We start from the raw sequence: 25,703 nt of genomic DNA, 5'->3' as shown, positions 1-25,703 counted from the left end.
CAAGGGTCAGGGCTCGATCACCATCCCGCCAGTTTCGCGCGAAAGTCCCTGGAATTCGGCAACGATCCGCCCCTCGCCGGCACGTACCTGCACCGCATAGACACCGCTCCGGCCCTCGCGGGCGCGCTCCACGGCTTCCGCCACCAGTGTTTCGCCCACCTGTACCGGCGAGAGGAAACTGATCGAACCATGCTGCGCGACGGTGATCGCGTTGCGGCTGTTGCAGGCGTAAGCGAAGGCCGTGTCGGCCAATGCGAATATCATCCCGCCATGGGCGATCCCATGTCCGTTGGCCATGTCGGGGCGGATCGTCATGCGGACCCGCGCATAACCTGATCGCGCTTCCTCGATTTCGACCTTCCACGCCGGCCCCGTGCCTTCGCGCGACAGCATTGCGTCGGCGACGCGGCGGGCCAGCCGGTCGTCATCGACCGCCATGTCAGGCGTCGATCACCCCGCGGCGAATCTGGTCGAGCTCAATCGATTCGAACAGCGCCTTGAAATTGCCTTCGCCGAAGCCCTCATTCCCTTTGCGCTGGATGATCTCGAAGAAGATCGGGCCGATCACATTCTGGGTGAAGATCTGCAGCAGCAGCCCCTGGCCCTCGGTGGGCGCTCCGTCGACGAGGATACGGCGCTTTTCCAGTTCCGCGGTCGGCTCGCCATGGTCCTTCACCCGCTCATCGACGAGCTCATAATAGGTGTCGGGCGTGTCCTGGAAGGGAATGCCGCGGGCCGAGAGGATGTCGACGGTGGCGTAAATATCGTCGGATCCGAGCGCGATATGCTGGATGCCCTCGCCCTTATATTCGCGCAGGAATTCCTCGATCTGGCTCTTATCGTCCTGGCTTTCATTCAGAGGAATGCGGATTTTGCCGCATGGACTCGTCATCGCCTTGGAGAACAGGCCGGTCACCTTGCCCTCGATGTCGAAGTAGCGGATCTCGCGGAAATTGAAGAGCTGCTCGTAGAACTCGGCCCAATGGCTCATCCGACCGCGATGCACATTGTGGGTCAGGTGATCGAGGTAGGTGAGGTGCGAATTGGCTTGCGCGACCTTCGCTTCGGCGTCGGGAAAAAAGTCGAAATCGACGTCATAGATGGTGCTGCCGTCGCCCGGAGTCCCGCCGTAACGGTCAACAAAATACAGGATCGAGCCGCCAATCCCTTCGATCCCGGGAATGTCGACTTCGCCTTCCGCCACATCGTTATGGACGTCGGTCGCGCCCATGCTCATCGCCCGGTCGTGAGCTGCCTTGGCGTCCTTGACGCGAAACGCCATGGCGCAGGCCGACGGCCCATGTTCGGCGGCGAAATGCGAGGCAAAACTGTCGGCTTCGGCATTGATGATGAAGTTGATGTCACCCTGGCGGTGCAGCGTGACATCCTTGCGCTTGTGCCTGGCGACCGCCGGAAAGCCCATCTTGGTGAACAGCGAGCGCAGCAGTTCCGGATCTGGCGCGGCATATTCGACGAACTCGAAGCCGTCGGTTCCCATCGGGTTCTCAAGGCCCAGCGGGCCGAGCTCGACGGAAGTGGCGGTAGCCATGACGTTTCTCCAACCTTGTGACCCGCCTCCACTAACGCCCGGGAACCGCGAGGGACAGTGATTTCTGACCCGCCGCAATGCGGCTCGGCAATGGCAAAGCGATGCCTTATGGCTAGTGGACGGCACGACCTTGTGCATTGTGCGCGGGGCAAAGGAGAAGCTGTGCAAAGGCTGGCAACCAGGATCGTTGAAAAGCCCTGGGGGCGGTGCGGGCTGGATCCGTGCTTCGGCGCTGCGCCAAAGCAAAAAGTCGGCGAAATCTGGTTCGAGTCGCCGGCGGGACGGCCGTTCGACGTCATGGCCAAATATCTTTTCACGACTGAGCGCCTATCGGTCCAGGTCCATCCCGACGATGAGGCCGCAAGGGCCGCCGGCCATGCCTATGGCAAGGACGAATGCTGGATCGTGCTGGAAGCGACCGACGATGCCGAGATCGGGATCGGGACCTGCCGCCCTCTTGGGCGCGCCGAACTGGTCGAAGCGGCGCGAAGCGGGGCGATCGCCGACCTGGTCGAATGGCGAAAGCCGCGTCGGGGCGATGTAATCTACAACCCGGCCGGGACCATCCATTCGCTGGGGGCTGGACTGACCGTGCTGGAGATCCAGCAAGCGGCCGACCTTACCTACCGCCTCTACGATTACGGCCGCGAGCGTGACTTGCATCTCCAGGAGTCGGCCGATGTCGCGCGCGCCGAACCGCATCACCACCCGGTTGACGGACAGGTTGGTGATGCCAGCAGGATCCTTGTCGACGGACCGCATTTCGGCGTCGCGTGGTGCGTCGGCGTCCCGCCGCCGCTTCCGGCGATGCGCGATATCCAATTGCTGCCCATCGACGCGGAAGTCGCCGGACTGAGGCCCGGCGAATGCGGCCTAGTCGACGAATTGGAAGTGGGCTCGCTGGCCAGCGGCGGCAACTTCGTGTTGGCATGGTCGCACGTCCAGGAGGAAACTTGATGCCCGAGGCCTATATCGTCGAAGCCCTGCGGACCGCTGGCGGAAAACGCGGGGGAGCCCTGCGCGACTGGCATCCGGCCGACCTTGGCGCGGCGGTCCTCGACGCGCTGGTGTCGCGCAGCGGGACCGATCCGTCGGCGATCGACGACGTCATCGCCGGCTGCGTCAGCCAGGTGGGCGAACAGAGTTTCCATATCGGCCGCAACATGGTGCTGGCATCGTCGCTTCCCGACAGCGTGCCCGCCGTCAGCATCGACCGGCAATGCGGCAGTTCGCAGCAAGCGCTTCATTTCGCAGCCCAGGCGGTGATGAGCGGCACCCAGGACATAGTCATTGCCTGCGGCGTCGAAAGCATGACCCGCGTGCCGATGGGAACTCCGGTCATCCTGCCGATGCAGGCGGGGATTGGCGACGGGCCATGGCCGGACTCGATCAAGCAGCGCTATCGCGTCAATGAGTTCAGCCAGTTCACCGGTGCGGAAATGATGGCTCGCAAATATGGGTTCGGCCGCGACATGCTCGATGATTTCGCGCTCGACAGCCATCGGAAGGCTGCCGCCGCCGCCGATGCCCGGGCGTTCGCGCGCGAGTTGCTCGTGCTCGACGGGCTCGACCGGGAAGGCAATGCGGTTCGTCACGACCGTGACGAAGGCATTCGCGCCGACGCCGGTCGCGATGGGCTGGCGGCGCTCAAAACCATTGCTCCGGGCGGCGTCATCACCGCCGGCAACGCCAGTCAGATGTGCGACGGCGCGTCGGGAGTACTGGTCGTCTCAGAACGCGCCCTGAAGGAGCATGGCCTGACCCCGCTGGCTCGGATCGACCATCTGGCGGTGACCGGCGGCGACCCGGTGATCATGCTCGAAGAGCCGATCCCCGCGACCCGTCGCGCGCTGGACCGGTCGGGACGGTCGCTTGCCGAGATCGATCTTTATGAGGTCAACGAGGCGTTCGCTCCGGTACCGCTGGCCTGGCTCAGGGAAATCGGCGCCGACCCCAATCGGCTCAACGTCAACGGAGGGGCGATCGCACTCGGTCATCCGCTCGGCGCGAGCGGGACCAAGTTGATGGCGACGCTGGTCCACGCGTTACGCGCCCGGGGCAAGCGGTTCGGCCTGCAGACCATGTGCGAGGGTGGCGGCATCGCCAATGTGACCATCATCGAGGCGCTTTGAAGCCTTAATGAAAATCGCGCGACTTGGGCAGGATCCGGACGTTGCGCGGGTGCGGCTGGTGCTGGCCGTGGTGGCTCTGCGCCGACTTGCCGCGCGGATGTTGCGGCCGTTCGAATTCGTCCGCGCGCGAAAGCTGGATGGTCGCCCGATGGGCCCTCGATAACCGGTCGAGTTCCGCCGTCCGGTCAGTGATCCGCCTGGCCATAAGGTGGACGATCCCTTCCTTGCTGCGTTGGACCACCCCGTCGACGACCATCAGCCGCGCCCCCATCACTTCGCGCCGCTGCCGTTCGAAATCGCGCGCCCACAACAGGATATTGGTCACCCCGCTTTCATCCTCGATGGTCATGAAGATTGCATTGCCCCCGCCCGGCCGCTGGCGAACCAGCACCACCCCCGCGGTCCGGACCCGCTGCCCGTTCTTGGCGGCGCTGGTCTCGGCGCAGCTCAGCACGCCTTCGTCCGCGAACATGTCGCGCAGGAAGGACATCGGATGGCCTTTCAGCGAAAGCCGCAACGTCTGGTAATCGGCAACCACCTGCTCGCTCGTTGGCATCGGCGGCAAATGGGCATCGGGCTCGCTGGCCAGTTCCTCGGCATCGGCCGCAGCGAACAGCGGCAACTGCCCCTCCGGCATTCGCCGGGCATCCCACAGCGCGGCGCGGCGGTCGAGGCCGATCGACCGGCAAGCATCGGCCGAAGCGAGCGCGCGGATCGCCGGCCGGCCAAGCGCGGCGCGGCGGGCAAGATCCTCCAGGCTTGCAAAATTTCCCCGCGCCCGCGCTTGGGTGATCGCCGCCGCCCAGGTGGCGCGAAACCCGTCGATTAGCCGGAAGCCCAGCCGCAGCGCATGCCCGCCTTGGGCGCACGGCTCCAGCGTGCAGTCCCAAGAGCTGGCGTTGATGTCGACATCGCGCACCTCGACCCCATGTTCGGCCGCATCGCGGACGAGCTGCGCCGGCGCATAGAATCCCATCGGCTGCGAATTGAGCAATGCTGCCGCAAACACCGCGGGATGATGGCATTTGATCCACGACGAGACATAGACCAGCCGGGCGAAGGACAAGGCATGGCTTTCGGGAAAGCCATAGCTGCCGAACCCCTCGATCTGCCTGTAGCAGCGTTCGGCAAAGTCCCGGTCATAGCCCCGCGCGGTCATGCCGTTGATGAGCTTGTCGCGGAACGCGTCCATCCCCCCGGCATGACGGAAGGTGGCCATGGCCCGACGCAGCCGGTTGGCTTCGTTCGGGGTGAATTCCGCCGCCACGATGGCCAGCTTCATCGCCTGTTCCTGGAACAGCGGAACGCCGAAAGTCCCGCCCAGCAATTTCTTCAATTCGTCCGGGTCGTGGGGCGGCGCGGGCGAAGGATATTCGACCGGATCAATCCCCGCGCGGCGGCGCAGATAGGGATGGACCATGTCGCCCTCGATCGGGCCGGGGCGAACGATCGCCACCTGCACCGTAAGGTCGTAGAGATTGCGTGGCCGAAGCCGGGGGAGCATGTTGATCTGCGCCCGGCTTTCGACCTGGAACACGCCGATGCTGTCGCCTTTGCACAGCATGTCGAACACCGCCGGGTCGTCGGCATCGATATCGACTTCCAGCGTATGATCGCCAAGCCCGTGGGCTCGCATCAGATCGAAGCTTTTCCGGATGCAGGTCAGCATTCCCAGCGCCAGCACATCGACCTTCATCAAGCCAAGCGCGTCGATGTCGTCCTTGTCCCATTCGATGAAGGTGCGGTCAGCCATCGCGCCATTGTGAATCGGCACCGTTTCGTCGAGCCGGTCCTGGGTCAGCACATAGCCGCCGACATGCTGTGACAAATGGCGCGGGAAGGGGTTGCGCAACAATTGCCCGCAAAACGCGCGCAAGCGGACGATTTCGGGGTTGGCGAGGTCAAAACCCGCCTCGCTAATCCGTTCATTCCCCAAATCGCCCGACCAGCTGCCCCATACGGTCGACGCGATCCGCGCCGACACGTCCTCGGTCATCCCCAGAGCCTTTGCGACCTCACGGACCGTGCTGCGCGAACGATAATGGATCACTGTCGCGGCAATGCCCGCGCGGTGCCGGCCATAGCGGCGATAGATATACTGCATCACCTCTTCGCGCCGTTCATGCTCGAAATCGACATCGATGTCGGGGGGCTCGTTGCGCTCTTCGGAAATAAAGCGGGAAAAAAGCAGGTCATGCTTCATCGGGTCGACCGAGGTGATGCCGAGCAGGAAGCAGACCGCACTGTTCGCCGCCGAGCCGCGCCCCTGGCAAAGGATCGGCGGCTGCTGCGTCCGGGCGAAACGGACCATGTCGTGGACCGTGAGAAAATAGGGAGCGTAACGCCGCGCCCGGATCAGCTCCAACTCCTCTTCGACCAGCCTGACCAGCCGGTCGGGCAGTTCTGGTCCATGCCGCTTATGCGCGGCCTGCCAGGCGAGGTGCGCAAGCCAGCTATCGGCATCCCAGCCGTGGGGCACCGGCTCGTGCGGATATTCGTAGCGCAACTCGTCGAGCCGGAAGTCGATCCGGTCGAGCAGCCGGATGGTCTCCGCAACCGCGTCGGGCCAGGCGGCGAACAGCCGCGCCATTTCCGCTGGGGACTTCAGATGCCGTTCCCCGTTCATTTCCAGCCGCCGTCCCGCGGCATGGATGGTCGTGCCTTCACGCACGCAGGTCAGCAGGTCGTGAAGCGGCCTCTGCTCCGCCCCGGCATAAAGCGCGTCATTGGTCGCCAGCAGCGGAACCCCGAAGTTGCGCGCCAGCTCCGCTAGCCGCACCGCGCGCCGCGCATCGTCGCCGCGCCGGGGCATGGTAAGGCCCAGCCACACCCGGTCCGGCGTCAGCGCGGCGAGCCGGTCGAGCGTGGCAGCAAGCGACTGCGGAGTCTCCTCGGCCAATCGCAGCCCCGCATCCGCTCGCGCATAGGGCACCGGCTGGCGATGGGCCTCCTCCCCGCCGCCGGTCGACACCGGTAGGACGATCAGCAGCAGGTCTTCGGCATGGCCGGCAAGGTCGTCGAAACGCAGAATACAGTCGCCCTTGACCGCGCGCAGGTTGCCGACCGTCAGCAGGCGGGTCAGCCGGCCCCAGCCGCCACGATTGGCCGGATAGGCGACAATGTCGGGAGTGCCGTCGGCGAATACCAGACGCGCACCGACCACCAGCTTCAAATCGGTTTCGAACAATTGCCGTTCCTCGGGCGTCAGCAACGACGGGCGGCCGCGCCGTTCGCGATCAGCAATCGCTTCATCCATCGCCCGCTGCGGGCCATCGCGCAGTGCGACCCAGGCGCGCACTACCCCCGCCACCGTGTTGCGGTCGGCGATGCCAATCCCGGCCATGCCCAGTTCCAGCGCACGACCGACCATGTCGGCGGGATGCGACGCGCCGCGCAGAAAGCTGAAATTGGTCGCTGCGACCAGTTCGGCGAAGGGCAGCGTGGTCATGCGAACAGGCCGTGGACGTACCAGCCGGGATCGGCCTTCTCCGCGTAAAGCCCGTGACGGAATAGCCAGAAGCGCCGTCCGTGCGCATCCTCCACCCGGTAATAATCACGGGTCAGGCCAGGCCGGTCGACTTCTCCGTCGCGGCGCTTCCACCATTCGCTGGCGATCCGCTCGGGGCCTTCGAAGCGCCGCACCTCATGCAGCTTGCGACGCCAGCGAAAACGGTGCGGCGGCCCGTCGGGCACCTCGGCCACCACCTCGATCCGCTGCGGCGGGTCGAACAGATGAAGCGGCCGCAGTGGCGGCTCGCCAGGTTCGGGTCGCGGCCATTCGGCTTTTGACGGAGAGGTCCCGACCGCCGGCAATTCCAACTGCATCTGCTCGGGAATATGGGTATCGAGCGGAACCAGCCTGCGCACCCGTTCACGGCCCAGCCGGATGCTCAGCCGGTCGACCAGCGAGTCGACCTCGACATCTGCCGCCGCGCCGCCTTCCATTGCAAGCTGCGCTGCGGCCAGCGGCTCGGTGACCGGCACCCGCAGGCGAATGAGGTCAAAACCGAAACCGGGGTCGATGGGATCGGCCAGCGCCTCGATCCGCTCGGCCATTAGCCGCACCACCAGCGCCGGATCGCGGCTCGGCCGGCTGGTCTCGACCACCAGCGTCCGCATTATCCCGTCGCTGCGGAACAACAACCCTTCGAACCGGCGCCCGCCAAGCCGACGTCGCTCCATCTGCTCGGCCGCCTCCCCGACCAGCTCGCCAAGCACCGTCAGCGCATCGTCGGTGCGGGCAATGGGTTCCGCGAAGCGGCGTTCGGCGGCGACCGGCACCGCCGGCTGACGCGGAACGATCGGCCGTTCCTCCTCGCCCAGCACATGGCGCAACGCGGCGACCGTCTCCGCCCCGAAACGGGCGGCAACCGAGGCCATGGGCCGTACCGCCAACTCGCCGACCCTGTTCAATCCGGCTCGGGTCAGGGCCAATGTCGCATCATCGCCCAATTCCAGCGCCGTTACCGGCAAACGGCGGACTGCCGCCGCCTCGTCTGCCGCGGGCAGCGCCTGGTAGCGGGCCAGCGCCCGAGCCGCGCCCTGCGTTCCTGCAAAGGCCATCCGACGATGCAGTCCCAATCGGTCGAGCCGGTCGTCGAGGTCAGCCACCAGCCCCGCTTCCCCGCCAAACAGATGGGCACAGCCGGCGATATCCAGCAGCAGCCCGTCGGGTGGGTCGGCGGCGACCATCGGCGAATAGCGCAGGCAACCGTCCGCCAGCCGTTCCAGCCAGCCAAGGTCGGCGGCAGGATCATGGGTGAAGGAGGCGAGCCCCGGCACGCGTGCCCGCGCGTCGGACAGGGTCATGCCAGGGACGAGGCCCAACGCCCCAGCCCCACGATCGACCGCCGCCAGCCGCAGCGCGCCCTTGACCTTGGCGGTAAGGACAAACGGCTGGCCCGCTTCAGGCCCGGCGGCGCCATCGTTCGGCATCCGGCGCAACCGGTCGGCGGGAAGATAGGGAAACCACAGCGCCAGGTAGCGCCGGGTCGAGGAAACTTTGTCGGTCACGGTCCCACTCCAGCCGCCACCGCATCCCGGCAGGTCCGGCGCGGCGGCGCAACAATTCGATATCCAGCGCCGGCAACCCGGGTGCACCGGCTTCCAACGCGCGGCTCGGCGCAGCGGCGACCGCCCAACGCGTTTCGGCCGCCGAGGGCACCGGATCGGCATCGGCCCGCAGCAGGAACAGGGTCGCGCCGGACCGTTCAGCGGCCAGCGCCAAGCGCCGGCTGGCGGTGAGATCGAGCGCGGGACAACGGCCCCGACATTCGACGATTAGCGCATCCAGTCCGCTGGTCCGCGCAGCATCGGCCGCCCCACGCAGCAGGGTTGCCACATCGGGAGCCTGGGCGATCAGCAACGTGGCCGGATCGCCGCCGAGCCCGGCAAAACCCGGCGCATGCAAGGTCCCGCCGCGGCGCGCCGACTCATCGGTGCGAAGCCATAGGATCGGCCCACCGGCGCTGATCAGCAGCGCCAGCATCGCCGCGAGTCCCGCGGCGCTGGTCCCGTCGTCGGACTCGGCCGCGAACAGTTCATGCACGCATCCCCGCGCAAATCCGCCGCCAAGCGCTCCGTCCAGCCGGGCATGGCCGCTCGGGATTCGTCCTGCCTCAATCCGTCGGGTGTTCCCGGCCAAATGGGCAAGCCGACGCCGAAGCATGGCCTGAAGATCGTCCGACTCGCGCATAGTTGTTCCTGATTTGTTCTCAGGTGCGCTTGCCCGGTTCGAGAGTCAAGATTGGGAAGCCCGGCCTAGGCTTCAACGCTTGCCGGAACTTCCATCAGCGCTGCGGTGAAGCGCTTGCGCCACCACACTACATCCTCGCTGCAGATATTGTCGAACATCGCCTGCCACCGCCGGACCCGCTCCTCGCGGGGCATGGCCAAGGCCGTGCGAATGGCGTCCGCCATTTCCTCCGCACTGTAAGGATTGACGAGCAGCGCGTCCTTCAACTGCTCGGCCGCTCCCGCGAAACGCGACAAGATCAGCACCCCCGGATCGTCAGGATCCTGCGCCGCGACGAACTCCTTGGCGACGAGGTTCATCCCATCGCGCAGCGGCGTGACCAGTCCGATTCGCGCCGCCCGATAAACGCCCGCCAGCACGTCGCGCGGATAGCCCTGATTGACATAACGTATCGGCACCCAGTGCAGATCGGCATAAGCGCCGTTGACCCGGCCCGCGATCCCTTCAAGCGTTTCACGGATGCGCTGATAAGCTTTCACCGTCGCCCGCGACGGCGGTGCGATCTGCAGAAGGAACACCTCCTTCCGCTCGTCGGGATTTTCCTGGAGGAACCGCTCATACCCGAGGAAGCGCTCCTCAAGACCCTTCGAATAATCGAGCCGGTCGACACCAACGATCATCGCCCGGCCGTTGGCGCTTCGCTGCATCTCACCATGAACGCTCTTGGCCTGCTCTCCGCAGGCGAGGTCGGCATATTCCCTGCCGTCAATGCCGATCGGACAGGCGATCAGGCGAATCGACTTCCCCTTCAAATGAAGGTGACCGTCCTTGAATGTCCCCCCATTTTCCAGAACCACGAACTCGGCGAACGAATGCAGCCATTCGTCGGTGTGAAAACCGATGACGTCATAGGCGAACATCGATTCGACCAGCTCGTTGGCTTCGGGAAGGGTTAGCAGCAGCCGGCGGGGCGGCCATGGCGTATGGAGGAAGAAGCCGATGCGGTTCTTGCACCCGCGCTTGCGCAGCTCCGCGCCGAGCGGAATCATGTGATAATCCTGGACCCACACCGCATCGTCGGGCTCGATCAGCGGGAACAGCGTGTCGGCGAACCGCTTGTTGACCCGGTGGTAGCCGCCGGCGAAATCCCGCTCATATTCGGCCAGGTCAATGCGGTAATGAAACAGCGGCCACAGCGTCCGGTTGGCGTAGCCGTCGTAATATTCCTCGATATCCTGTTCTTCGAGATCGACCGTTGCGGTGGTCACCCCATCGCCCCGCTCGAAATGGATCTGCCCGGTGAACTTGTCGGTGAAGTCCCCCGACCATCCGAACCACAGCCCGCGCGATTCCCGCAGCGCCGCACCCAGCGCAACCGCCAGGCCGCCCTGTGCGCCCTTGGCTCCAAGCTGTACTGCTGCGACGCGGTTGGAGACGACGATCAGCCGGTTCATCGGACCGAGTTCCATGGACGGCTCAATAGCACGGCACAGTTGATAATGCCGACCAGCGAATAGGTTTGCGGGTAATTGCCCCATAGTTCGCCGGTTTCGGGATCGATGTCCTCCGACAAAAGTCCGGCGGCGGTCCGGGTCGAGAGCATCTGTTCGAACAGGTTTCGCGCATCAGCCTCGCGTCCGGTCGCCTGGAGCGCCTCAATCAGCCAGAAGGTGCAGACGTTGAAGGCGGTTTTCGGCAAGCCGAAATCGTCCTCCGTATCGTAGCGCAGCATATAGGCGCCGCGCCGGAGCCCCTCTTCGACGGCCTTCAGCGTGCCCTGGAAACGCGGATCGTCCGGCGTGAAAAAGCGCAAGTCGAGCAATTGGATCAGGCTGGCGTCGAGATTGTCACCTTCAAAGGTAGCGGAGATGCGGTTGCTGTCCTCACGCCAGGCAGCATCCTCGATCCGACGCCTTATTTGGACCGCCCGTTCGGCCCAGAAATCGGCGCGGTCGGAAAGGCCAAGCGCCTCGGCGGCATGGGCCAGGCGATCGCAGGCTGCCCAGGACATGGCGGCGCTATAAGTGTGGACATGCTTGCGGGTGCGCAATTCCCAAAGGCCGGCGTCAGGCTGGTCGTGAAGCTGCCAGGCGCGCTCGCCGATACGCTCCAGCGAATGAAAATCCTCGATCGTCGCCATCCGGAATAGCCGCTGGTCGAAAAAGGCTTGGACGTTCGACAGGATGATCTGGCCATAGGCGTCGTGCTGGACTTGTTCGAAAGCCTGGTTGCCGACGCGCACCGGCCCCATACCGCGATAGCCGGGCAGCCCGTCGGCGACCCGTTCATCGAGGATCGTCTCGCCATAGACGCCATAAAGCGGCTGGATATGGCCGCCCCTCGCCATGTCGACAATATTGCGCAGGTAGGACAGATAGCCCTCAAGCACGTCGAGCGCACCCAGCCGGTTGAGAGCCTGGACGGTATAATAGGCATCACGGATCCAGCAGTAGCGATAATCCCAATTTCGCTCGGATCCGGCATGTTCGGGAATCGAGGTGGTCATCGCCGCGACGATCGCGCCGGTTTCTTCATGCTGGCACAGCTTCAAGGTGATCGCAGCGCGGATCACCGCTTCCTGCCATTCGAGCGGGGTCGCCAGCCCGCGAACCCATTCACGCCACTCGTCGATGGTCTTGGCGAGCATCTGATCGACCGTTCGGGACAGTTCCTCGCCGAAGCTTTCGTCCGGGCCCAGGAAGAATGTCAGCGGTTGTTCCAGCCGAAACAAACGCTCGCTGCGCACCAGGCCGACCGGGGCGTCGGTGGTCAGCCGCATCGGCATGGTAAATGCGGGATAGCGAAGATGGTTCGATCCGCCCGGCACCGGTGCCAAGGGCTCGCCCCAACGCTCGGTCGGGCGCAAGCGAACGGCGATCCGCGGGCTTCCGTGCGAGGGCCGGACAATGCGCGCAAAGGCGACCGGGCGATAGGCACGGCCAAGGCGCCGGAAGCGCGGGCAGAAATCGATGATGTCGATCGCGTTGCCGGCGTTGTCGGTCTTGCGCGTCACCAGGACCGGCGTGTTGCGAAGATAGTGCTGCTCGATATGGACGCAGTCTTCCAGGTCAATCGCCCAGATTCCCTGCTCAGGCTGCTCGCCACCGAGCAGGCCGGAAAAGAGCGGATCGCTCGAGACGCGGGGGACGCAAGCCCAGACCATATCCCCTTCGCGATCGATCAGCGCGCTGACCTGGCAATTGCCGATCGGCCATAGGTCGAGGCTGCTCATGCCAGCGCCTCGCTCGCCGCGCGCAGCCAGGCGTGAACCGCGGCGACATTGGCGAGCCGATAGCTTGCGGCCGTATCGCGCGGGTCGCCGACTAGTACGCCGCTGCCGCCAAAGCGGCGTGCGGCAAGGAAGCCATGTTCGTCGGTGAGGTCGTCACCAAGGAAAATTGGTCGCGACCCGGCGAAGGGCGGCTCGGCCATGAATTGCTCGAGCGCGCTCCCCTTGTCTCCCTCTACCGGCTTCAGTTCGAATACCTTGTTACCCGGCTGGATCACCAAGCCGGTTGAGCGTGCGACGGCCTCCACCGCTTCCAGGCAGGCCCGCTCGGCTTGCGGGTTGGTCCGGAAGTGGAGCGCGACGCTCATCGGTTTCGTTTCGACCAACAGGCCGGGCAGGGTGGCCGCGAACGCGCGCAGCTGATCGATCGCCTCAACGAGTTCGTCCGAAAGTATTGGATCCGGCGCCTGCTCCTCGGAATCGGCGCGTTCCAGCCCATGGCTTCCCGCGACCGGCATCCGAAGCGGATCGAGAAAGGCGCGGATATCATCGAGCGCCCGGCCGCTAAGCACCGCCAACCGCCCTTCGAGCTGCTGCTGGAGCCGTTCGAGGATGACGATCATCGCGGGGTCCAAGTGGACGGCGTCGGGCCGGTCGGCAAAATCAACCAGTGTGCCGTCGAAGTCGAGAAACAAGCTCGCTTTTTCCAACAGGCCAATCGGCGGCTCCTCCAATATCATCGATCCTCCCAATGCCGGCACATAAGCAGGCGGGCCTATCTCGCTTCCGCTTGACCGGCCCGTTACGCAGCGCTCCGCTTCATCCCCTAAACGGCAGCAGGCGGCCGGAAGTTTCACAGGCGGGTGACAGGGTGGCGGAGCGGGAGGGATTCGAACCCTCGATACGGTTTTGCCGTATACTCACTTTCCAGGCGAGCGCCTTCGACCACTCGGCCACCGCTCCGCATTCGCTGGAAGGCGGCCATGTAGAGGGGGATGCGCGTTCGGGCAAGCTTGCCGCGCCCCCTCTCGCACCTCTATGCCGCAAGTCCATGGCACGGAGCTTCAATCACCCCCCTACAGCCGAGGAAATCGAGTCCATCGCGCGCGCGGCGATGCTGCGCCTGCCCGAACCCTTCGCGTCGTACCTGGCGCATGTCGTGCTTCAGGTCGACGACTATGCCGAGGAGGAATTGCTCGCCGAAATGGGGATCGAGCACCCGCTCGAGCTGACCGGGGTCTACGAAGGCATCCCGATCAGCGAACGCAGCGTCGACACCAGCGGCTCGCTTCCCGACCGGGTCCGGCTGTTCCGCCAACCGATCCTGGCCGAATGGTGTGAGGAGGGCGAGGATTTCGAACATCTCGTCCGCCACATATTGATTCATGAAGTCGGTCATCATTTCGGACTTAGCGACGAGGACATGCACGCCTTGGAGGAGCGGCCGTGAGCGCTCTCCTGACCTGCGAAGATATCGCGCTGGTGCGGGGCGGACGGCTGCTGTTCGAGCAGCTCAGCCTGTCCTTGCAGCCGGGCGGCGCGTTGCAGGTGGCGGGGCCCAACGGCTGCGGCAAGTCGAGCCTGATCCGGCTGGTCGCCGGACTGCTGCGCCCGACTGCGGGACGCCTTGAGCGCGCAGCGGCGACCCTGGCCGATGAAGGGCTCGCCCTCGATCGGGAACTACCGTTGATCCGGGCGCTGGCATTCTGGGGAATGCCGCGGCTCTCCGAAGCGATGGCGGCATTCGCGCTGAACGATCTGGCGGAGGTCCCGGTCCGCCTGCTGTCCACCGGCCAGGCACGGCGGGCGCGGCTGGCACGAGTGATGGCCAGCGGCGCGCCGCTCTGGCTGCTCGACGAACCGCTGAACGGCCTCGATCGTACCGGCCGGGACGAACTCGACAGGGCTGTCGCCGATCACCGCGCATCCGGCGGCGCCGTCCTCGCCGCGAGCCATGTGCCGCTGTCCGGTGACTGGTCAATGCTCGAGCTTGGCCGATGACCGGGCGGCTCATCCTGCGCGAAGTCCGGCGCGGCCTGTCCGGCGCGGCCTGGCTTCCGACCGCCTTCTTCCTGCTGGTCGCCACCATTGTGCCTTTCGCGGTGGGGCCCGATGCCAAGCTGCTCGCCCGGATTGGCGGCGGGGCATTATGGATCGCCGCGCTGACGGCCGCGTTGCTGCCTATCGAGCGGCTGGTCGAGCCCGACCGTGCCGAGGGCGTACTCGACCAACTGGCGATGACCGGGACGACCGAGGAAGCCGTCGGGGCCGCGAAGATCATCGGCCATTGGCTGACTTTCGGTCCGATGCTGCTGATCGCCGCAGTCCCGGGCAGCGTGTTGGTCGGGCTCGACAGTCCGACCCTGGCAAGGACCTTGGTCGCCCTGGCGATCGGGACGCCGGCTCTCGCTGCGCTGGCGGTAAGCGTAGCAGCGCTGACCGCGGGCCTTCCCCGCGCCGGGGCGCTGGCCGGGCTGCTGCTGATGCCATTGGCCGTGCCGCTGGTGATCTTCGGCGCCGCAGCCACCGGCGAGGATGGCGCCGCTGCACTCAAGCTGGAGGCTGCGGCGGCGTTATTGCTGGTCGCGGGCGCCCCGTTCGTGACCGGGGCCGCGATCCGCGCCGCGCGAAACTAGCTGTTCGACCAGCGCGCAAAAATGGCGGTCGGAAGTAGCAGTCCGCGGGCTTCTTCGCGGATCGCCATTTCTCCGCATTCCACCGTCCCTCCTAGCTCGGCGGTTAGCTGGCGGAGCAACTCCCCGATGCTCAGCGCCGACATGCGCACCGCATAGACGGTCAGGACCAGGAAACGGCTATCGGCGTCGAGCAGCTTTCTGCAATCGGCAAGCAGCGGCGCAAGATGTTCCTCCAGCCTCCAGACCTCGCCTTCGGGTCCGCGGCCGAACTTAGGCGGGTCGAGAAGGATACCGTCGTAGCGTCGTCCGCGCCGGACTTCGCGAGCGGCGAACTTGGCTGCATCGTCGACTATCCAGCGGATCGGCCGTTCGGCCAGGCCCGACAATTGGGCATTGGAGCGGCCGCCCTCGACCGATTTCTTCGACGCGTCGACATGCACCATTCTGGCGCCCGCCTCGCTCATCAGCAGCGTTCCGACCCCGGTATAGCCGAAAAGGTTCATCACCTCGGCATCATCCTCGCCGGTCTGCGCAATCTTGCCGCGCATCCAGTCCCATTGCGGCGCCATATCGGGGAAGAATCCCAGATGGCGGAACGGCGTCAGGCTGGCATGGAAGCACACGCCGTCGCGGCCCAAGGGCCAATCCCGCGGCACGTCGCGATGCCGGACCCACCGCCCGCCGCCCTCCTCGTCGCTGCCGGGCATGAAGGTTGCGTGCGGCGACCAGTCGTCGCGCGCCGGGGCCCACATCGCCTGCGGTTCGGGACGAACCACGGTGATCGGGCCGTAGCGCTCATACTTGCGGCCATCGCCGCAATCGATGAGGGCCCAGTCGCTCCAAGGTTCGGCAACGATAGTCTTGAGGTCAGTGAGGCTCATGCCGCAAGCGCGAGCTTTCCGCCGACCGAGGCGATGGCACGCGGCCCGGACAGCATCGCCACGCCCGCCGCCCGCGCTGCTGCGGCGTCCACCGCGCGAACCTCGACCAACATTTCCTCGATCGTCATCACCCGGCCAAATATCTCCAGCGACCGGGCCATGGCGTCGGCCCGGCCCTGAGGCGTTTCCAGCGCCATCAAGATGCCCGCTTCGACCTGCGCCCGGGCGCGCGCCAGTTCGGCATCCGTCAAATCCGCTGCCGCCCGTTCGACCGTATCCCGGGCCAGGTTCAGCGCCTCCAGCGCCCGCGCCTTGTCCGCCGACAGGTTGATCGCGAACACGCCGGTTTCGGCAAATCCCTGAGTCCAGCTGTAGATGGAATAGGCAAGACCGCGGTCCTCGCGCAATTCCTGGAACAGGCGGGACGACATGCCTCCGCCGACCGCCTGTGCGAACAGGGCCAGCGCCGGGGCGTCGGGATGTGAGGCCGCGACTCCGGGAAAGGCCAGGCCGACATGGGTTTGTTCGCTTGGCCGCCGGTCGGCACGAATGCCGCCGGAAAATAGCGCGGGCGCAATCTCCGGCGGCGCCATGGCTTCAAGATCGCCGAATAGCGCCTCGGCGAGCAGGAGGATATGGCTTGGATTGACTTTGCCAGCCGCCGAAATCACCAGCCGTTCTGGCCGATACTGCTGGTCGAGCCAGCCGGTGCAGTCGCTGCGCGACAAGGCGCGGATGCTGGCTTCGGTGCCCAGGATCGGCCGAGCCAGGGGCTGATCGCCGAAGGCAGCCTCGAACAACCGGTCGTGGATTACGTCATCGGGGGCATCCAAGCATTCGCCGAGTTCGGACAGGATCACCAGCTTCTCCCGCTCCAGCTCGTTCTCGTCGAGCCGCGGCGCGCGGACCAGGTCGGCGATCAGTTCGAGTGCAAGGCCGACGTCGGGCGCAAGCGTGCGGGCATGGAACACGGTCTGGTCGCGGGCAGTCCAGGCATTAAGCGAACCGCCGACGTCTTCGATCGCTTCGGCGATTGCGCGGGCGTCGCGGCCGCGGGCGCCCTTGAAGACCATATGTTCGACGAGATGCGCGAGTCCACCCTTGCCGTCGGCCTCGGAGCGCGAGCCCACGGCGGCGTAAAGGCCGATCGCCGCCGACTGGGCCCCCGCCATCGGGTCGATCGCCACCGTGACGCCATTGGCCAGACGCGTAAGTTCAACCATTGCCGGCTTCCTTGCGCCAGCGTTGCCGGAGGGCAAGCGCATAAATGATTCCGGCTATCCCCGCGAACAGGAACCATTGAATGGCGTAGCTCAGATGATTGTTCGGGATCGTTTCGGGTGAGGGCAGCGCGCTTGCTTCCAGTCCCGGGCCAGGGCTGGCCGCGACGATGCGCATCCGACTGACGCGATCGGGTGCGATCAGTCCGCTCACTAGTCCTCCCTTGAACTCCCGCCCGGCGTTGGGATTTTTCGACCAGCCAAGCTCGACAGCCATCCCGGGACCTTCGGCGCCGGTGCGGCAGTCGGCGATCACCAGATAGCCGGGCTCCCCCCGCCGGTTTTGCCCGGCCGCGGTGCGGAAAGCTGTGACGGCGAGGCAATTGCCCGTCGCATAGCGGAACAGCGGCAAGGGTTCCTTGAGCGGCATGCTGGGCCAGCCGATCGGCGCTTTGTCCGCGGCGGCGGCATAGGCGGCGACCAGCGCATCCTTTTCGGTCTTGCGCTGCAATTGCCAGAAACCGAGCGCGATCATGACGGCAATCGCACCGGCCACCAGGATGGTTGGGATGAGGGGCAGCTTGCGGATCATTTCACTCTCCGTCCTTCCCGCGCCCGATGATTATGTTCCTGATAGATCAATGCCGCCTTGCCGATCCGCAAGCCTGCGAGGGTCAACGCCGCGCCCGCGGGGACCCAGATGAGATGGACCCACCAAGACGGACTGGCGGAAAGGTCGAGCATGATTGCCGCTACCGCCAGGATTGCGCCAACGATCAGGATCAGGAAAGCCGCCGGCCCGTCGCCGACATTGCAGGACTGAAAATCCAGGTCGCAGCGCCGGCAGTTCGACGCGAAGCGGGCGAGGCCCGCGAACAGCGTCCTCGCCCCGCACTGGGGACAAAGCCCCTGCAGACTCGCCGCCGCCAGCGACGGCGCGGCGCCGGTGGTCGGCGCCGTCGTCATCAATGCATCGGCGCGCCCCAGCCGCCCCACACGTAGATGGAAACGAACAGGAACAGCCACACCACGTCGACGAAATGCCAGTACCAGGCCGCCGCTTCGAAACCGAAGTGGGCCTTGGGCGTAAAGTCGCCCTTGTAGGACCTGACGAGGCAGACGATCAGGAAGATGGTGCCGATGATGACATGGGCGCCGTGGAACCCGGTCGCCATGAAGAAGGTCGCGCCGTAGATGTTGCCCTTAAAGTCGAACGGGGCGTGGACGTATTCATAGGCCTGGACCGCGGTGAAGATCAGGCCAAGCGCGATGGTCAGCCACAGGCCCTTCTTCAGGCCGTCATTCTCGCCGACGCCCAGCGCGCCCCACAATCCCTTCAGCTCGCCCCCGCGATGCCCGTGGATCATCGCATGGTGGGCCCAGGTGATCGTGGTGCCCGAGCAAAGCAGGATGAAGGTGTTGAGCAGCGGGTAACCGAAGGGATCGAGCACATGGACGCCCTTGGGCGGCCATTGCGCCGCAGCCGGATCGGTCATGACCTGCGTCGCACCTTCGATCACCTCGATCGGCGGCGGGAACAGGGCGGCCGAGAAGAAGGCCCAGAACCATGCGACGAAGAACATCACCTCCGAAGCGATGAACAGGATCATACCGTATCGCAGGTGAAGCTGGACCACGGGCGTATGGTCGCCCGCCTTGCCTTCGCGAATGACATTCGCCCACCAGCTGAACATGGTGATCAGTACGCCGAGCAGGCCGGCGAAGAAGATGAATTTGCCATAGGCGTTGTCATGCATCCACATCACCGCACCGCCGGTGAGGGCGAGCGCGGAGAAGGAGCCGATGAGCGGCCACTGGTCAGGCGGAAGAATGTGATAATCGTGATTCTTGGTCGCGGCCATGAGTCTCGTTCCCGTTGATTGCCAGCGGCTCTAGCGAGCGCTTGTCGGATTTTCCACCGGATAAAATGTATAGCTGAGCGTGATCTCGTCGATATGGGCGGTGTCGGGGTCTTCTCGAAGCTTGGGGTCGACGAAGAAGATCACAGGCATGCGGACGCTTTCACCAGGTTTCAGGACCTGCTCGCTGAAGCAAAAACATTCAATCTTGCTGAAATATTGCCCGGCCTGACTGGGCGTTACGTTGAAGGTCGCCGTGCCCATGGTGGTCCGGGCAGTATAGTTGGTCGCCAGATAATGGATCTGGGTCCTCGCTCCCGGCTTGACGCGGATGGTCGTCTGCTCCGGTTCGAACTTCCATGGCAGGCGTGGGTCGATATTGGCGTCGAACCGTACGCCGACCTGGCCGGCAACCGCCCCTGGCGCGGCTTCGGCCTTCATCGTCGTCCCCCCGAATCCGGTGACCTGGCAGAAGATCCGGTAAAGCGGCACCGAGGCGAAGGCGAGGCCGAGCATCGCCAGTCCGAACAGCGCGGCTCGGATTGCCACCAGCCGGTTTTTTTGCGCCAGGCTGGTCATTGGTTCAGTCCCATCTTGGCGATTGTGATCGCGAACATCAGGACGACGAACGCGCCGAGCAGGATCGCGAGCAGGCGGGAGCGCTCCCGCTGCCGCTTCCGTACGAGGTCTTCATCACTATTGTTGATCATGCCAGCACCCAGCGGTCGACGACCAGCGCGCCGAACAGCGCGAACAGGTAGAGGATGGAATAGGCGAACAGCCGTTTTTCCGGGCCCATCCCAGCGGGTTCGGCTGCCCTGTTGGCGAGGACCGCCGACGACAGCAGCAGGAAGACCGCATTGAGCACGACCGAAGCCGCGCCATAAACCCATCCGGTCAGGCCCAGCGGCCATGGCGCGATCGCGGCAGCGATCATCGGGAAGGTGTATAGCGCGATCTGCCGGCGGGTGGATGTGATTCCGGCGACAACGGGCAGCATCGGCACCCCCGCATTGGCATAATCGGTGCGGACGAACAGCGAAAGCGCCCAGAAATGGGGCGGGGTCCACAGGAAGATGATCGCGAACAGAAGGATCGGCAGGGTGGTGACATCGCCGGTCACCGCCGCCCAGCCAATCAGCGGCGGGAACGCTCCCGCGGCGCCGCCGATGACAATATTCTGCGCGGTCCGACGCTTCAGCCAGACAGTATAGACCAGCACATAGAAGAGGATAGACAGGGCCAGGATCCCTGCCGCCAGGTGATTGGCCGCAAGGTCCATCAGGATAACCGAAAAGACCGACAGGCCGACCCCAAAGTGCAGCGCGGTCTGACGACTCAGCCGTCCGGACGGAAGCGGTCGCCCGGCGGTGCGCTTCATCTTGGCGTCGAGGTCATGCTCATACCATTGATTGAGCGCTCCCGCTGCGCCCGCGCCTAGCGCGATGCACAGCACTGCGGTGAAGCCGAGCACCGGATGGACCGATCCCGGAGCCGCGAGCAGGCCGCACAAGCCGGTGAATACCACCAGGCTCATGACGCGCGGCTTCGTCAGCGCGAACAGGTCGCGCCAATCGGCGGGAAGTGGTTGGGTCTGATCCATCGGAACGCTGGTCACGGCGCGCCCTATAGGGTGTCGGGCGGATTGAGGAAAGGGCCGTGCAGCCAGGCACTTGGCGTTCAGCATCACTAGGCTAGCATGTGGCCATGATGATCCGAATCGCTCTTCCACTGCTGATGGCCCTTGCCGCGCCGCTAGCCGCTCAGTCTGCCAGCCCGACGATCGCCGAGCCGGCCAAGGATGACCTGGTCAAGGTTGCGCTGGACACCTCGGCGGGCAGGATTGTGCTGGCGCTCGATCGCGGCCGCGCGCCCCTCACCACGGCCAACTTCCTCGCCTATGTCGATGGCGGGAAGTTCGACGGCGAAAGTTTCTATCGGGCGATGCGCTATGGCGACGGCGGCATCGTACAAGGCGGGATTCGCAGCGACGCGCGCAAGCTCGCCGCGCCGATTGGACATGAATCCACCGCGACCACCGGCCTCAAGCATCTGCGCGGCACCATCTCAATGGCCAGCCTTGGACCTGGTACCGCCAAGTCTGACTTCTTCATTCTCACTACCGATATCCCCGGCTTCGACGCCACTGCTGCCGAGCCGGGCTTCGCTGCATTCGGCCGCGTCGTTGAGGGAATGGAAATCGTCGAGAAAATTCTCGCAGCGCCGGTTTCGCCAACCAAGGGTGAGGGTTCGATGAAGGGGCAGATGCTGGAACCCGTTATCACCATCAGCAAGGCCACGCGGCTCAAGCCCTAGGCCGATCCGTCTAGCCAGACTCCGCCATCTTGTAGCACATGCGCCAAGGCCCCCGTGGACCCCTACAAAGGATGACGGTTCGCTAGCGCCTCTGCCGCGGCATGACCACTGGCCCAAGCCCATTGGAAATTATAGCCGCCCAGCCAGCCGGTAACGTCGACCGCCTCGCCGATTGCGTAGAGGCCCGGCATCCGCTTGGCCTCCATTGTCTTCGACGACAATTCGGCGGTGCTGATCCCGCCCGCTGTCACCTCGGCCTTGGCAAAGCCCTCGGTGCCGTTGGGATGGAAGCACCATCCGGCCAATTGCCGCTCGGCCACTTCCAGCGCGCGGTCGGGAATATTGGCCAATTCGCCCCGCAGGCCCAGCTGGTCCGTGAGCGCCTGGCCAAGCCGTTCCGGCAGGTGCCGATTCAGAAGCCTGGCCAATGGCGCGCGCGGTTCGTTCCGCTTCGCCTCGCGCAGCCAGCCGCCTTGGACCGAAGGCAAAAAGTCGATCTTGATCGGTTGGCCGTGCTGCCAATAGGACGACGCCTGAAGGATTGCAGGGCCCGACAGGCCGCGGTGCGTAAACAAAGCGGCCTCGCGGAACATTTCCGAACCGGCGCTGGCGATGACATCGGCCGATACGCCCGACAGCGTCTTGAACAGGGCCTGGTCGGCGGCGAGGGTCAGCGGGACCAGCGCCGGGCGCGGCTCGACGATTTTTAACCTGAACCGGCGCGCCACATCGTAGGCGAAGCTCGTCGCGCCAAGCTTGGGGATCGACAGGCCGCCGGTTGCAAGCACCAGTGCCGGTGCCCGCGCCGTGCTTGAGCCCACTCCAACCTCAAACTGCCCGTCACGATGCTCGACGACAGCTGGTAGGCCGAAGGCGGTTTCCACACCGCCGGCCGCGCATTCGTCGAGCAGCATTGCGACAATCTGCCTTGCCGAACCGTCGCAGAACAGCTGTCCCAGGGTTTTCTCGTGCCAGGCGATGCCATGACGTTCGACCAGGCTCAGGAAATCCGCCGGAGTGAAGCGACCCAGCGCGGATTTGGCGAAATGGGGATTGGCTGACAGGAAGTTCGCTGCACCTGCGCCGATATTGGTGAAGTTGCACCGGCCGCCGCCGGAGATGAGAATCTTGCGGCCGGGCTCTGGCGAATGGTCGACTAGCAAGACGTTGCGCCCGCGCTGTCCGGCAAGCGCGGCGCAGAACATGCCCGCCGCTCCCGCGCCGATGACGATTGCGTCGAAGAGGCGCGGACTACTCATCCGCTGCCCCTAGCGGATGCCCGACGAAATTCGAACCTGCTCACACAAGAAAAGGCCCGGGCACCGCCGCCGCGGTCCCAGGCCCTTCGTCACCGTCAATCGCGCTTAGTCGATCTTCGGCAAGGTTTCGAACTGGTGATAAGGCGGTGGGCTGGTCAGCGTCCATTCCAACGTCGTCGCCCCTTCGCCCCAATAATTGTCCGGGGCCTTCTTACCGGCCAACAGCGACCAGGCCATGTTGACGAAGAAGATCGCCATGCCCGCGGCCATCACCATATAGCCGATCGTCGAAAGCTGGTTCCATTCCGCATAGGCCGGCGAATAGTCCGGGATGCGGCGCGGCATGCCGTCGAGGCCGAGGAAATGCTGCGGGAAGAAGATCAGGTTCACGCCTGCGAACATCACGAAAAAGTGAAGCTTGCCGAGGAACTCGTTATACATCTTCCCGGTCATTTTGCCGAACCAGTAATAGAAGCCGGCGAAGATCGCGAACACCGCGCCGAGCGACAGCACATAGTGGAAGTGCGCGACGACATAATAGGTATCGTGCATGTAGTTATCGACACCGCCGTTCGCGAGCACGACCCCGGTGACGCCACCCACGGTGAAGAGGAAGATGAAGCCGATCGCCCACAGCATCGGCGTCTCGAAGCTGAGCGAGCCGCCCCACATGGTGGCGATCCACGAGAAGATCTTCACGCCGGTCGGAACCGCAATGATCATCGTCGCGGCGGTAAAGTACATCTTGGTGTTCACGTCCATGCCGATGGTGAACATGTGGTGCGCCCAGACGACGAAGCCGACCACGCCGATCGCGACCATGGCATAAGCCATGCCGAGATAACCGAAGACGGGCTTGCGGCTGAAGGTCGCGATGATCTGGCTGACCATGCCGAACCCTGGCAGGATCATGATGTAGACTTCCGGGTGGCCGAAGAACCAGAACAAGTGCTGGTAAAGCACCGGGTCACCGCCGCCGCTGGCATCAAAGAAGGCCGTGCCGAAGTTGCGGTCGGTCAGAAGCATGGTGATCGCACCCGCCAGCACCGGCAGCGCAAGCAGCAGCAAAAAGGCGGTGATCAGCACCGACCAGACGAACAGCGGCATTTTGTGCAGGGTCATGCCCGGCGCGCGCATGTTGAAGATGGTGGTGATGAAATTGATCGCGCCAAGGATCGAGCTTGCACCGGCAAGGTGAAGCGAGAAGATCGCCATGTCGACCGCGGGGCCTGAGGACCCCGATGTCGAAAGCGGCGCATAGACGGTCCAGCCGGTTCCGGCGCCAAGCCCCGTGCCGCCGCTGACGAAAGCCGAACCCAGCAGAAGGATGAAGGCCGGGACGAGCAACCAGAAGGAGATGTTGTTCATCCGCGGGAAGGCCATGTCCGGCGCACCGATCATCAGCGGCACGAACCAGTTGCCGAAGCCGCCGATCATCGCCGGCATGACCATGAAGAAGACCATGATCAGGCCGTGGGCGGTGATCAGCACGTTCCAGTGGTGAAGCGCCTCGTCGAAATTGGCGGTGCCCGCGCCGATCGGCCAACCCTGGGTCAGATACTGGATGCCTGGCTCGGCTAGCTCGGCGCGCATCACGCCCGAAATGGCGCCGCCGATGATCCCCGCGACGATCGCGAAGATCAGGTAGAGCGTGCCGATGTCCTTGTGATTGGTCGACATAAACCAGCGGGCGAAAAAGCCCGGCTTGTGGTCCGCGTCATGATGGGCGTCATGCCCATGGGCCTGCAGCGGAAGCGCGTCGGCGGGAATGGTGCTCATGTTTCTCTCGTTTCCGCTTGTTTAATTCTGGGCCACGGCGGCTTGATTGGTGGTCGGCTGCGCAACGGCGGCATTGTCGCCCGCCGGCGCCGGCGCGCCGGCACCCGGCGGGGCTTCGGCGGCATCGCCGGCCGAAACCTGCGCGGCTCCCTTGGGCTGGCCGCCCTTCGACGCCAGCCAGGCATTGAAGGTCGCTTCGGGCACCACCTCGACGGCGATCGGCATATAGCCGTGGCGCGCGCCGCACAGTTCGCTGCACTGGCCGAAATAGACGCCCGGGCGGTCGACCTTGACCCAGGTCTCGTTGAGACGTCCCGGATTGGCGTCCATCTTTGACCAGAAGGCGGGAACGGCAAAGGCGTGAATCACGTCGTTCGAGGTGACGATGAACTTCACCACCTTGCCGGCCGGAATCACCAACCGCTCGTCAACCGCCAGCAGCGGCGGGCCGTCGGCGTCGGTGCGGAACCGCTCGCCCGGCTTCACGTCGGCCTTTTCCTTCAGCATGTTCGACACGACTTCGAACCCGCCATTATCCGGATATTGGTAGGTCCAGTACCACTGGTTGCCGATGACCTTGATGGTGAGGTCCGCCGGCGGCGGGCTGTATTGCGCGCGGATCAGCCGGATCGACGGAACCGCGATGGCCACCAGCACGAGCACCGGGACCAGCGTCCAGATCACTTCGATCGCAGTGTTGTGGCTGGTCCGCGACGGCGTCGGGTTGGCGCCGCGGCGATAGCGGATGATCGTGTAAACCAGCAATCCGAGCACGAACAGGCTCATCACCACGCACAGGGTCAACAGCCAATAATCGTGAAAGTCCGCGGCCTGCTGGCCGACTTCGGTGACCTGTTCCTGAAGGCCCTTCCGGCCGTCGGGAACGCCGATACCCGGTGTTGGGGCGGCATAGTCGATTGCCGGGGCCGGCGCAGCGGCTTCGGTCGGCGCGGCAGCAGTCTCGGTCGGGCTTGTCGCCTGCGGCTGCGCGGCCTCGGGAGTCTGGGCGCTGGCCGCCAGAGGAGTAAGGCTTGCTGCCGCCAGGGCGATCGCCCATCCCATCAGTTTCATCGTCACCCCGGTACGTTCGGTTGCAAGATAAGGAGCCCGCCGACCGGCAGGTCCCGAAATTGGCGGCCTTATAGGCG

Annotated in this window: 25 protein-coding genes and 1 tRNA gene; 6 read left to right on the top strand and 20 right to left on the bottom strand. The window is 64.9% G+C overall.

Annotated features, from left to right (window positions below; all coding sequences use genetic code 11):
* Positions 1-6 precede the first annotated feature (6 nt).
* Positions 7-438 (bottom strand): hydroxyphenylacetyl-CoA thioesterase PaaI, encoded by a 432-nt coding sequence (paaI, locus tag FMM02_RS06935; RefSeq protein WP_147494163.1) that lies wholly within the window; start codon positions 436-438, stop codon positions 7-9.
* 1 nt (position 439) lies between these two features.
* Complete coding sequence (gene hppD, locus FMM02_RS06930) at positions 440-1,549, bottom strand: 4-hydroxyphenylpyruvate dioxygenase (protein WP_147494162.1); 1,110 nt, start codon at positions 1,547-1,549, stop codon at positions 440-442.
* 162 nt (positions 1,550-1,711) lie between these two features.
* Here hppD and FMM02_RS06925 point away from each other — a divergent pair, with 162 nt between their 5' ends.
* Entirely contained in the window at positions 1,712-2,506 is a 795-nt protein-coding gene (locus tag FMM02_RS06925; protein WP_147494161.1) for a class I mannose-6-phosphate isomerase, read from the top strand.
* The gene (locus tag FMM02_RS06920) at positions 2,506-3,681 is read left to right on the top strand and encodes an acetyl-CoA C-acetyltransferase (protein ID WP_147494160.1); all 1,176 of its coding nucleotides are present in this window, start codon (positions 2,506-2,508) and stop codon (positions 3,679-3,681) included. Before FMM02_RS06925 ends, FMM02_RS06920 begins: the two co-directional genes overlap by 1 nt.
* Before the next feature lie 4 nt (positions 3,682-3,685).
* Here FMM02_RS06920 and FMM02_RS06915 read toward each other — a convergent pair whose 3' ends face one another.
* From FMM02_RS06915 to FMM02_RS06885, 7 genes are all read right to left on the bottom strand, one after another.
* Positions 3,686-7,129, bottom strand: a complete 3,444-nt coding sequence (locus FMM02_RS06915; RefSeq protein ID WP_147494159.1) for an error-prone DNA polymerase — start codon at positions 7,127-7,129, stop codon at positions 3,686-3,688.
* A complete protein-coding gene (locus tag FMM02_RS06910; RefSeq protein ID WP_147495009.1) occupies positions 7,126-8,616 on the bottom strand; it encodes a Y-family DNA polymerase in 1,491 nt (496 codons plus the stop codon). Before FMM02_RS06910 ends, FMM02_RS06915 begins: the two co-directional genes overlap by 4 nt.
* Complete coding sequence (locus tag FMM02_RS06905) at positions 8,588-9,376, bottom strand: ImuA family protein (RefSeq protein WP_147494158.1); 789 nt, start codon at positions 9,374-9,376, stop codon at positions 8,588-8,590. The genes FMM02_RS06910 and FMM02_RS06905 overlap by 29 nt, the downstream gene beginning before the upstream one ends.
* Positions 9,377-9,441: 65 nt before the next feature.
* Complete coding sequence (locus FMM02_RS06900; RefSeq protein ID WP_246104743.1) at positions 9,442-10,845, bottom strand: alpha,alpha-trehalose-phosphate synthase (UDP-forming); 1,404 nt, start codon at positions 10,843-10,845, stop codon at positions 9,442-9,444.
* Positions 10,827-12,608: a glycoside hydrolase family 15 protein gene (locus FMM02_RS06895; protein WP_147494157.1), complete on the bottom strand. Its 1,782-nt coding sequence runs from the start codon at positions 12,606-12,608 to the stop codon at positions 10,827-10,829. The genes FMM02_RS06900 and FMM02_RS06895 overlap by 19 nt, the downstream gene beginning before the upstream one ends.
* Positions 12,605-13,345: a trehalose-phosphatase gene (otsB, locus tag FMM02_RS06890; protein ID WP_147494156.1), complete on the bottom strand. Its 741-nt coding sequence runs from the start codon at positions 13,343-13,345 to the stop codon at positions 12,605-12,607. The genes FMM02_RS06895 and otsB overlap by 4 nt, the downstream gene beginning before the upstream one ends.
* A 132-nt stretch (positions 13,346-13,477) precedes the next feature.
* Positions 13,478-13,568 (bottom strand) — tRNA-Ser (locus FMM02_RS06885).
* A gap of 88 nt (positions 13,569-13,656) precedes the next feature.
* Here FMM02_RS06885 and FMM02_RS06880 point away from each other — a divergent pair.
* The 3 genes from FMM02_RS06880 to FMM02_RS06870 are packed head-to-tail and all read left to right on the top strand — an operon-like array spanning position 13,657 to position 15,241.
* Complete coding sequence (locus tag FMM02_RS06880) at positions 13,657-14,055, top strand: metallopeptidase family protein (protein WP_147494155.1); 399 nt, start codon at positions 13,657-13,659, stop codon at positions 14,053-14,055.
* Complete coding sequence (gene ccmA / locus FMM02_RS06875) at positions 14,052-14,606, top strand: heme ABC exporter ATP-binding protein CcmA (RefSeq protein ID WP_147494154.1); 555 nt, start codon at positions 14,052-14,054, stop codon at positions 14,604-14,606. The genes FMM02_RS06880 and ccmA overlap by 4 nt, the downstream gene beginning before the upstream one ends.
* Positions 14,603-15,241: a heme exporter protein CcmB gene (locus FMM02_RS06870; RefSeq protein WP_147494153.1), complete on the top strand. Its 639-nt coding sequence runs from the start codon at positions 14,603-14,605 to the stop codon at positions 15,239-15,241. Before ccmA ends, FMM02_RS06870 begins: the two co-directional genes overlap by 4 nt.
* Here the strand turns inward: FMM02_RS06870 and FMM02_RS06865 are convergent.
* Genes FMM02_RS06865 through FMM02_RS06835 form a run of 8 tightly spaced genes read right to left on the bottom strand, consistent with a single transcriptional unit; the run spans position 15,238 to position 20,804 of the window.
* Positions 15,238-16,122, bottom strand: coding sequence for a class I SAM-dependent rRNA methyltransferase (locus FMM02_RS06865; protein WP_147494152.1), 885 nt, complete (start codon positions 16,120-16,122; stop codon positions 15,238-15,240). The genes FMM02_RS06870 and FMM02_RS06865 overlap by 4 nt on opposite strands.
* A complete protein-coding gene (locus FMM02_RS06860) occupies positions 16,119-17,345 on the bottom strand; it encodes a M16 family metallopeptidase (RefSeq protein WP_147494151.1) in 1,227 nt (408 codons plus the stop codon). Before FMM02_RS06860 ends, FMM02_RS06865 begins: the two co-directional genes overlap by 4 nt.
* The gene (locus FMM02_RS06855; protein WP_147494150.1) at positions 17,338-17,934 is read right to left on the bottom strand and encodes an SURF1 family cytochrome oxidase biogenesis protein; all 597 of its coding nucleotides are present in this window, start codon (positions 17,932-17,934) and stop codon (positions 17,338-17,340) included. Before FMM02_RS06855 ends, FMM02_RS06860 begins: the two co-directional genes overlap by 8 nt.
* Positions 17,931-18,308 carry a DUF983 domain-containing protein gene (locus FMM02_RS06850; protein ID WP_147494149.1) on the bottom strand — a complete coding sequence of 126 codons (378 nt, stop codon included), beginning with the start codon at positions 18,306-18,308 and terminating at the stop codon, positions 17,931-17,933. Before FMM02_RS06850 ends, FMM02_RS06855 begins: the two co-directional genes overlap by 4 nt.
* Entirely contained in the window at positions 18,308-19,204 is an 897-nt protein-coding gene (locus tag FMM02_RS06845; RefSeq protein ID WP_147494148.1) for a cytochrome c oxidase subunit 3, read from the bottom strand. Before FMM02_RS06845 ends, FMM02_RS06850 begins: the two co-directional genes overlap by 1 nt.
* Before the next feature lie 30 nt (positions 19,205-19,234).
* Positions 19,235-19,780 carry a cytochrome c oxidase assembly protein gene (locus FMM02_RS06840; protein ID WP_147494147.1) on the bottom strand — a complete coding sequence of 182 codons (546 nt, stop codon included), beginning with the start codon at positions 19,778-19,780 and terminating at the stop codon, positions 19,235-19,237.
* Complete coding sequence (locus FMM02_RS11440; RefSeq protein WP_281288855.1) at positions 19,777-19,911, bottom strand: hypothetical protein; 135 nt, start codon at positions 19,909-19,911, stop codon at positions 19,777-19,779. The genes FMM02_RS06840 and FMM02_RS11440 overlap by 4 nt, the downstream gene beginning before the upstream one ends.
* Positions 19,908-20,804 (bottom strand): heme o synthase, encoded by an 897-nt coding sequence (locus FMM02_RS06835; protein ID WP_147495007.1) that lies wholly within the window; start codon positions 20,802-20,804, stop codon positions 19,908-19,910. The genes FMM02_RS11440 and FMM02_RS06835 overlap by 4 nt, the downstream gene beginning before the upstream one ends.
* Before the next feature lie 104 nt (positions 20,805-20,908).
* On the opposite strand from FMM02_RS06835, the gene FMM02_RS06830 reads away from it, so the two are divergent.
* Positions 20,909-21,517 (top strand): peptidylprolyl isomerase, encoded by a 609-nt coding sequence (locus FMM02_RS06830; RefSeq protein ID WP_342782479.1) that lies wholly within the window; start codon positions 20,909-20,911, stop codon positions 21,515-21,517.
* 62 nt (positions 21,518-21,579) lie between these two features.
* Here FMM02_RS06830 and FMM02_RS06825 read toward each other — a convergent pair whose 3' ends face one another.
* From FMM02_RS06825 to coxB, 3 genes are all read right to left on the bottom strand, one after another.
* Complete coding sequence (locus FMM02_RS06825; protein ID WP_147494146.1) at positions 21,580-22,776, bottom strand: BaiN/RdsA family NAD(P)/FAD-dependent oxidoreductase; 1,197 nt, start codon at positions 22,774-22,776, stop codon at positions 21,580-21,582.
* 105 nt (positions 22,777-22,881) lie between these two features.
* Complete coding sequence (gene ctaD, locus FMM02_RS06820; RefSeq protein WP_147494145.1) at positions 22,882-24,555, bottom strand: cytochrome c oxidase subunit I; 1,674 nt, start codon at positions 24,553-24,555, stop codon at positions 22,882-22,884.
* Between the two features lie 21 nt (positions 24,556-24,576).
* Entirely contained in the window at positions 24,577-25,626 is a 1,050-nt protein-coding gene (coxB, locus tag FMM02_RS06815; RefSeq protein WP_147494144.1) for a cytochrome c oxidase subunit II, read from the bottom strand.
* Between the last annotated feature and the right edge of the window lie 77 nt (positions 25,627-25,703).

Origin of the sequence: Sphingomonas xanthus (assembly GCF_007998985.1) — a bacterium.
Classification (GTDB): domain Bacteria; phylum Pseudomonadota; class Alphaproteobacteria; order Sphingomonadales; family Sphingomonadaceae; genus Sphingomicrobium; species Sphingomicrobium xanthum.
This window is presented reverse-complemented; position numbering and strand designations above follow the sequence as displayed.

Coding starts and splice junctions, on each gene's coding strand:
- FMM02_RS06915 (WP_147494159.1), bottom strand. CDS start 7,129: ATGACCACGCTGCCCTTCGCCGAACTGGTCGCAGCGACCAATTTCAGC.
- paaI (WP_147494163.1), bottom strand. CDS start 438: ATGGCGGTCGATGACGACCGGCTGGCCCGCCGCGTCGCCGACGCAATG.
- FMM02_RS06900 (WP_246104743.1), bottom strand. CDS start 10,845: ATGGAACTCGGTCCGATGAACCGGCTGATCGTCGTCTCCAACCGCGTC.
- hppD (WP_147494162.1), bottom strand. CDS start 1,549: ATGGCTACCGCCACTTCCGTCGAGCTCGGCCCGCTGGGCCTTGAGAAC.
- FMM02_RS06870 (WP_147494153.1), top strand. CDS start 14,603: ATGACCGGGCGGCTCATCCTGCGCGAAGTCCGGCGCGGCCTGTCCGGC.
- FMM02_RS06850 (WP_147494149.1), bottom strand. CDS start 18,308: ATGACGACGGCGCCGACCACCGGCGCCGCGCCGTCGCTGGCGGCGGCG.
- otsB (WP_147494156.1), bottom strand. CDS start 13,345: ATGATATTGGAGGAGCCGCCGATTGGCCTGTTGGAAAAAGCGAGCTTG.
- FMM02_RS11440 (WP_281288855.1), bottom strand. CDS start 19,911: ATGATCAACAATAGTGATGAAGACCTCGTACGGAAGCGGCAGCGGGAG.
- FMM02_RS06835 (WP_147495007.1), bottom strand. CDS start 20,804: ATGGATCAGACCCAACCACTTCCCGCCGATTGGCGCGACCTGTTCGCG.
- FMM02_RS06840 (WP_147494147.1), bottom strand. CDS start 19,780: ATGACCAGCCTGGCGCAAAAAAACCGGCTGGTGGCAATCCGAGCCGCG.
- coxB (WP_147494144.1), bottom strand. CDS start 25,626: ATGAAACTGATGGGATGGGCGATCGCCCTGGCGGCAGCAAGCCTTACT.
- FMM02_RS06905 (WP_147494158.1), bottom strand. CDS start 9,376: ATGCGCGAGTCGGACGATCTTCAGGCCATGCTTCGGCGTCGGCTTGCC.
- FMM02_RS06855 (WP_147494150.1), bottom strand. CDS start 17,934: ATGATCCGCAAGCTGCCCCTCATCCCAACCATCCTGGTGGCCGGTGCG.
- FMM02_RS06895 (WP_147494157.1), bottom strand. CDS start 12,608: ATGAGCAGCCTCGACCTATGGCCGATCGGCAATTGCCAGGTCAGCGCG.
- FMM02_RS06845 (WP_147494148.1), bottom strand. CDS start 19,204: ATGGCCGCGACCAAGAATCACGATTATCACATTCTTCCGCCTGACCAG.
- FMM02_RS06920 (WP_147494160.1), top strand. CDS start 2,506: ATGCCCGAGGCCTATATCGTCGAAGCCCTGCGGACCGCTGGCGGAAAA.
- FMM02_RS06865 (WP_147494152.1), bottom strand. CDS start 16,122: ATGAGCCTCACTGACCTCAAGACTATCGTTGCCGAACCTTGGAGCGAC.
- FMM02_RS06880 (WP_147494155.1), top strand. CDS start 13,657: ATGGCACGGAGCTTCAATCACCCCCCTACAGCCGAGGAAATCGAGTCC.
- FMM02_RS06825 (WP_147494146.1), bottom strand. CDS start 22,776: ATGAGTAGTCCGCGCCTCTTCGACGCAATCGTCATCGGCGCGGGAGCG.
- ctaD (WP_147494145.1), bottom strand. CDS start 24,555: ATGAGCACCATTCCCGCCGACGCGCTTCCGCTGCAGGCCCATGGGCAT.
- FMM02_RS06860 (WP_147494151.1), bottom strand. CDS start 17,345: ATGGTTGAACTTACGCGTCTGGCCAATGGCGTCACGGTGGCGATCGAC.
- FMM02_RS06910 (WP_147495009.1), bottom strand. CDS start 8,616: ATGCCGAACGATGGCGCCGCCGGGCCTGAAGCGGGCCAGCCGTTTGTC.
- FMM02_RS06830 (WP_342782479.1), top strand. CDS start 20,909: ATGATGATCCGAATCGCTCTTCCACTGCTGATGGCCCTTGCCGCGCCG.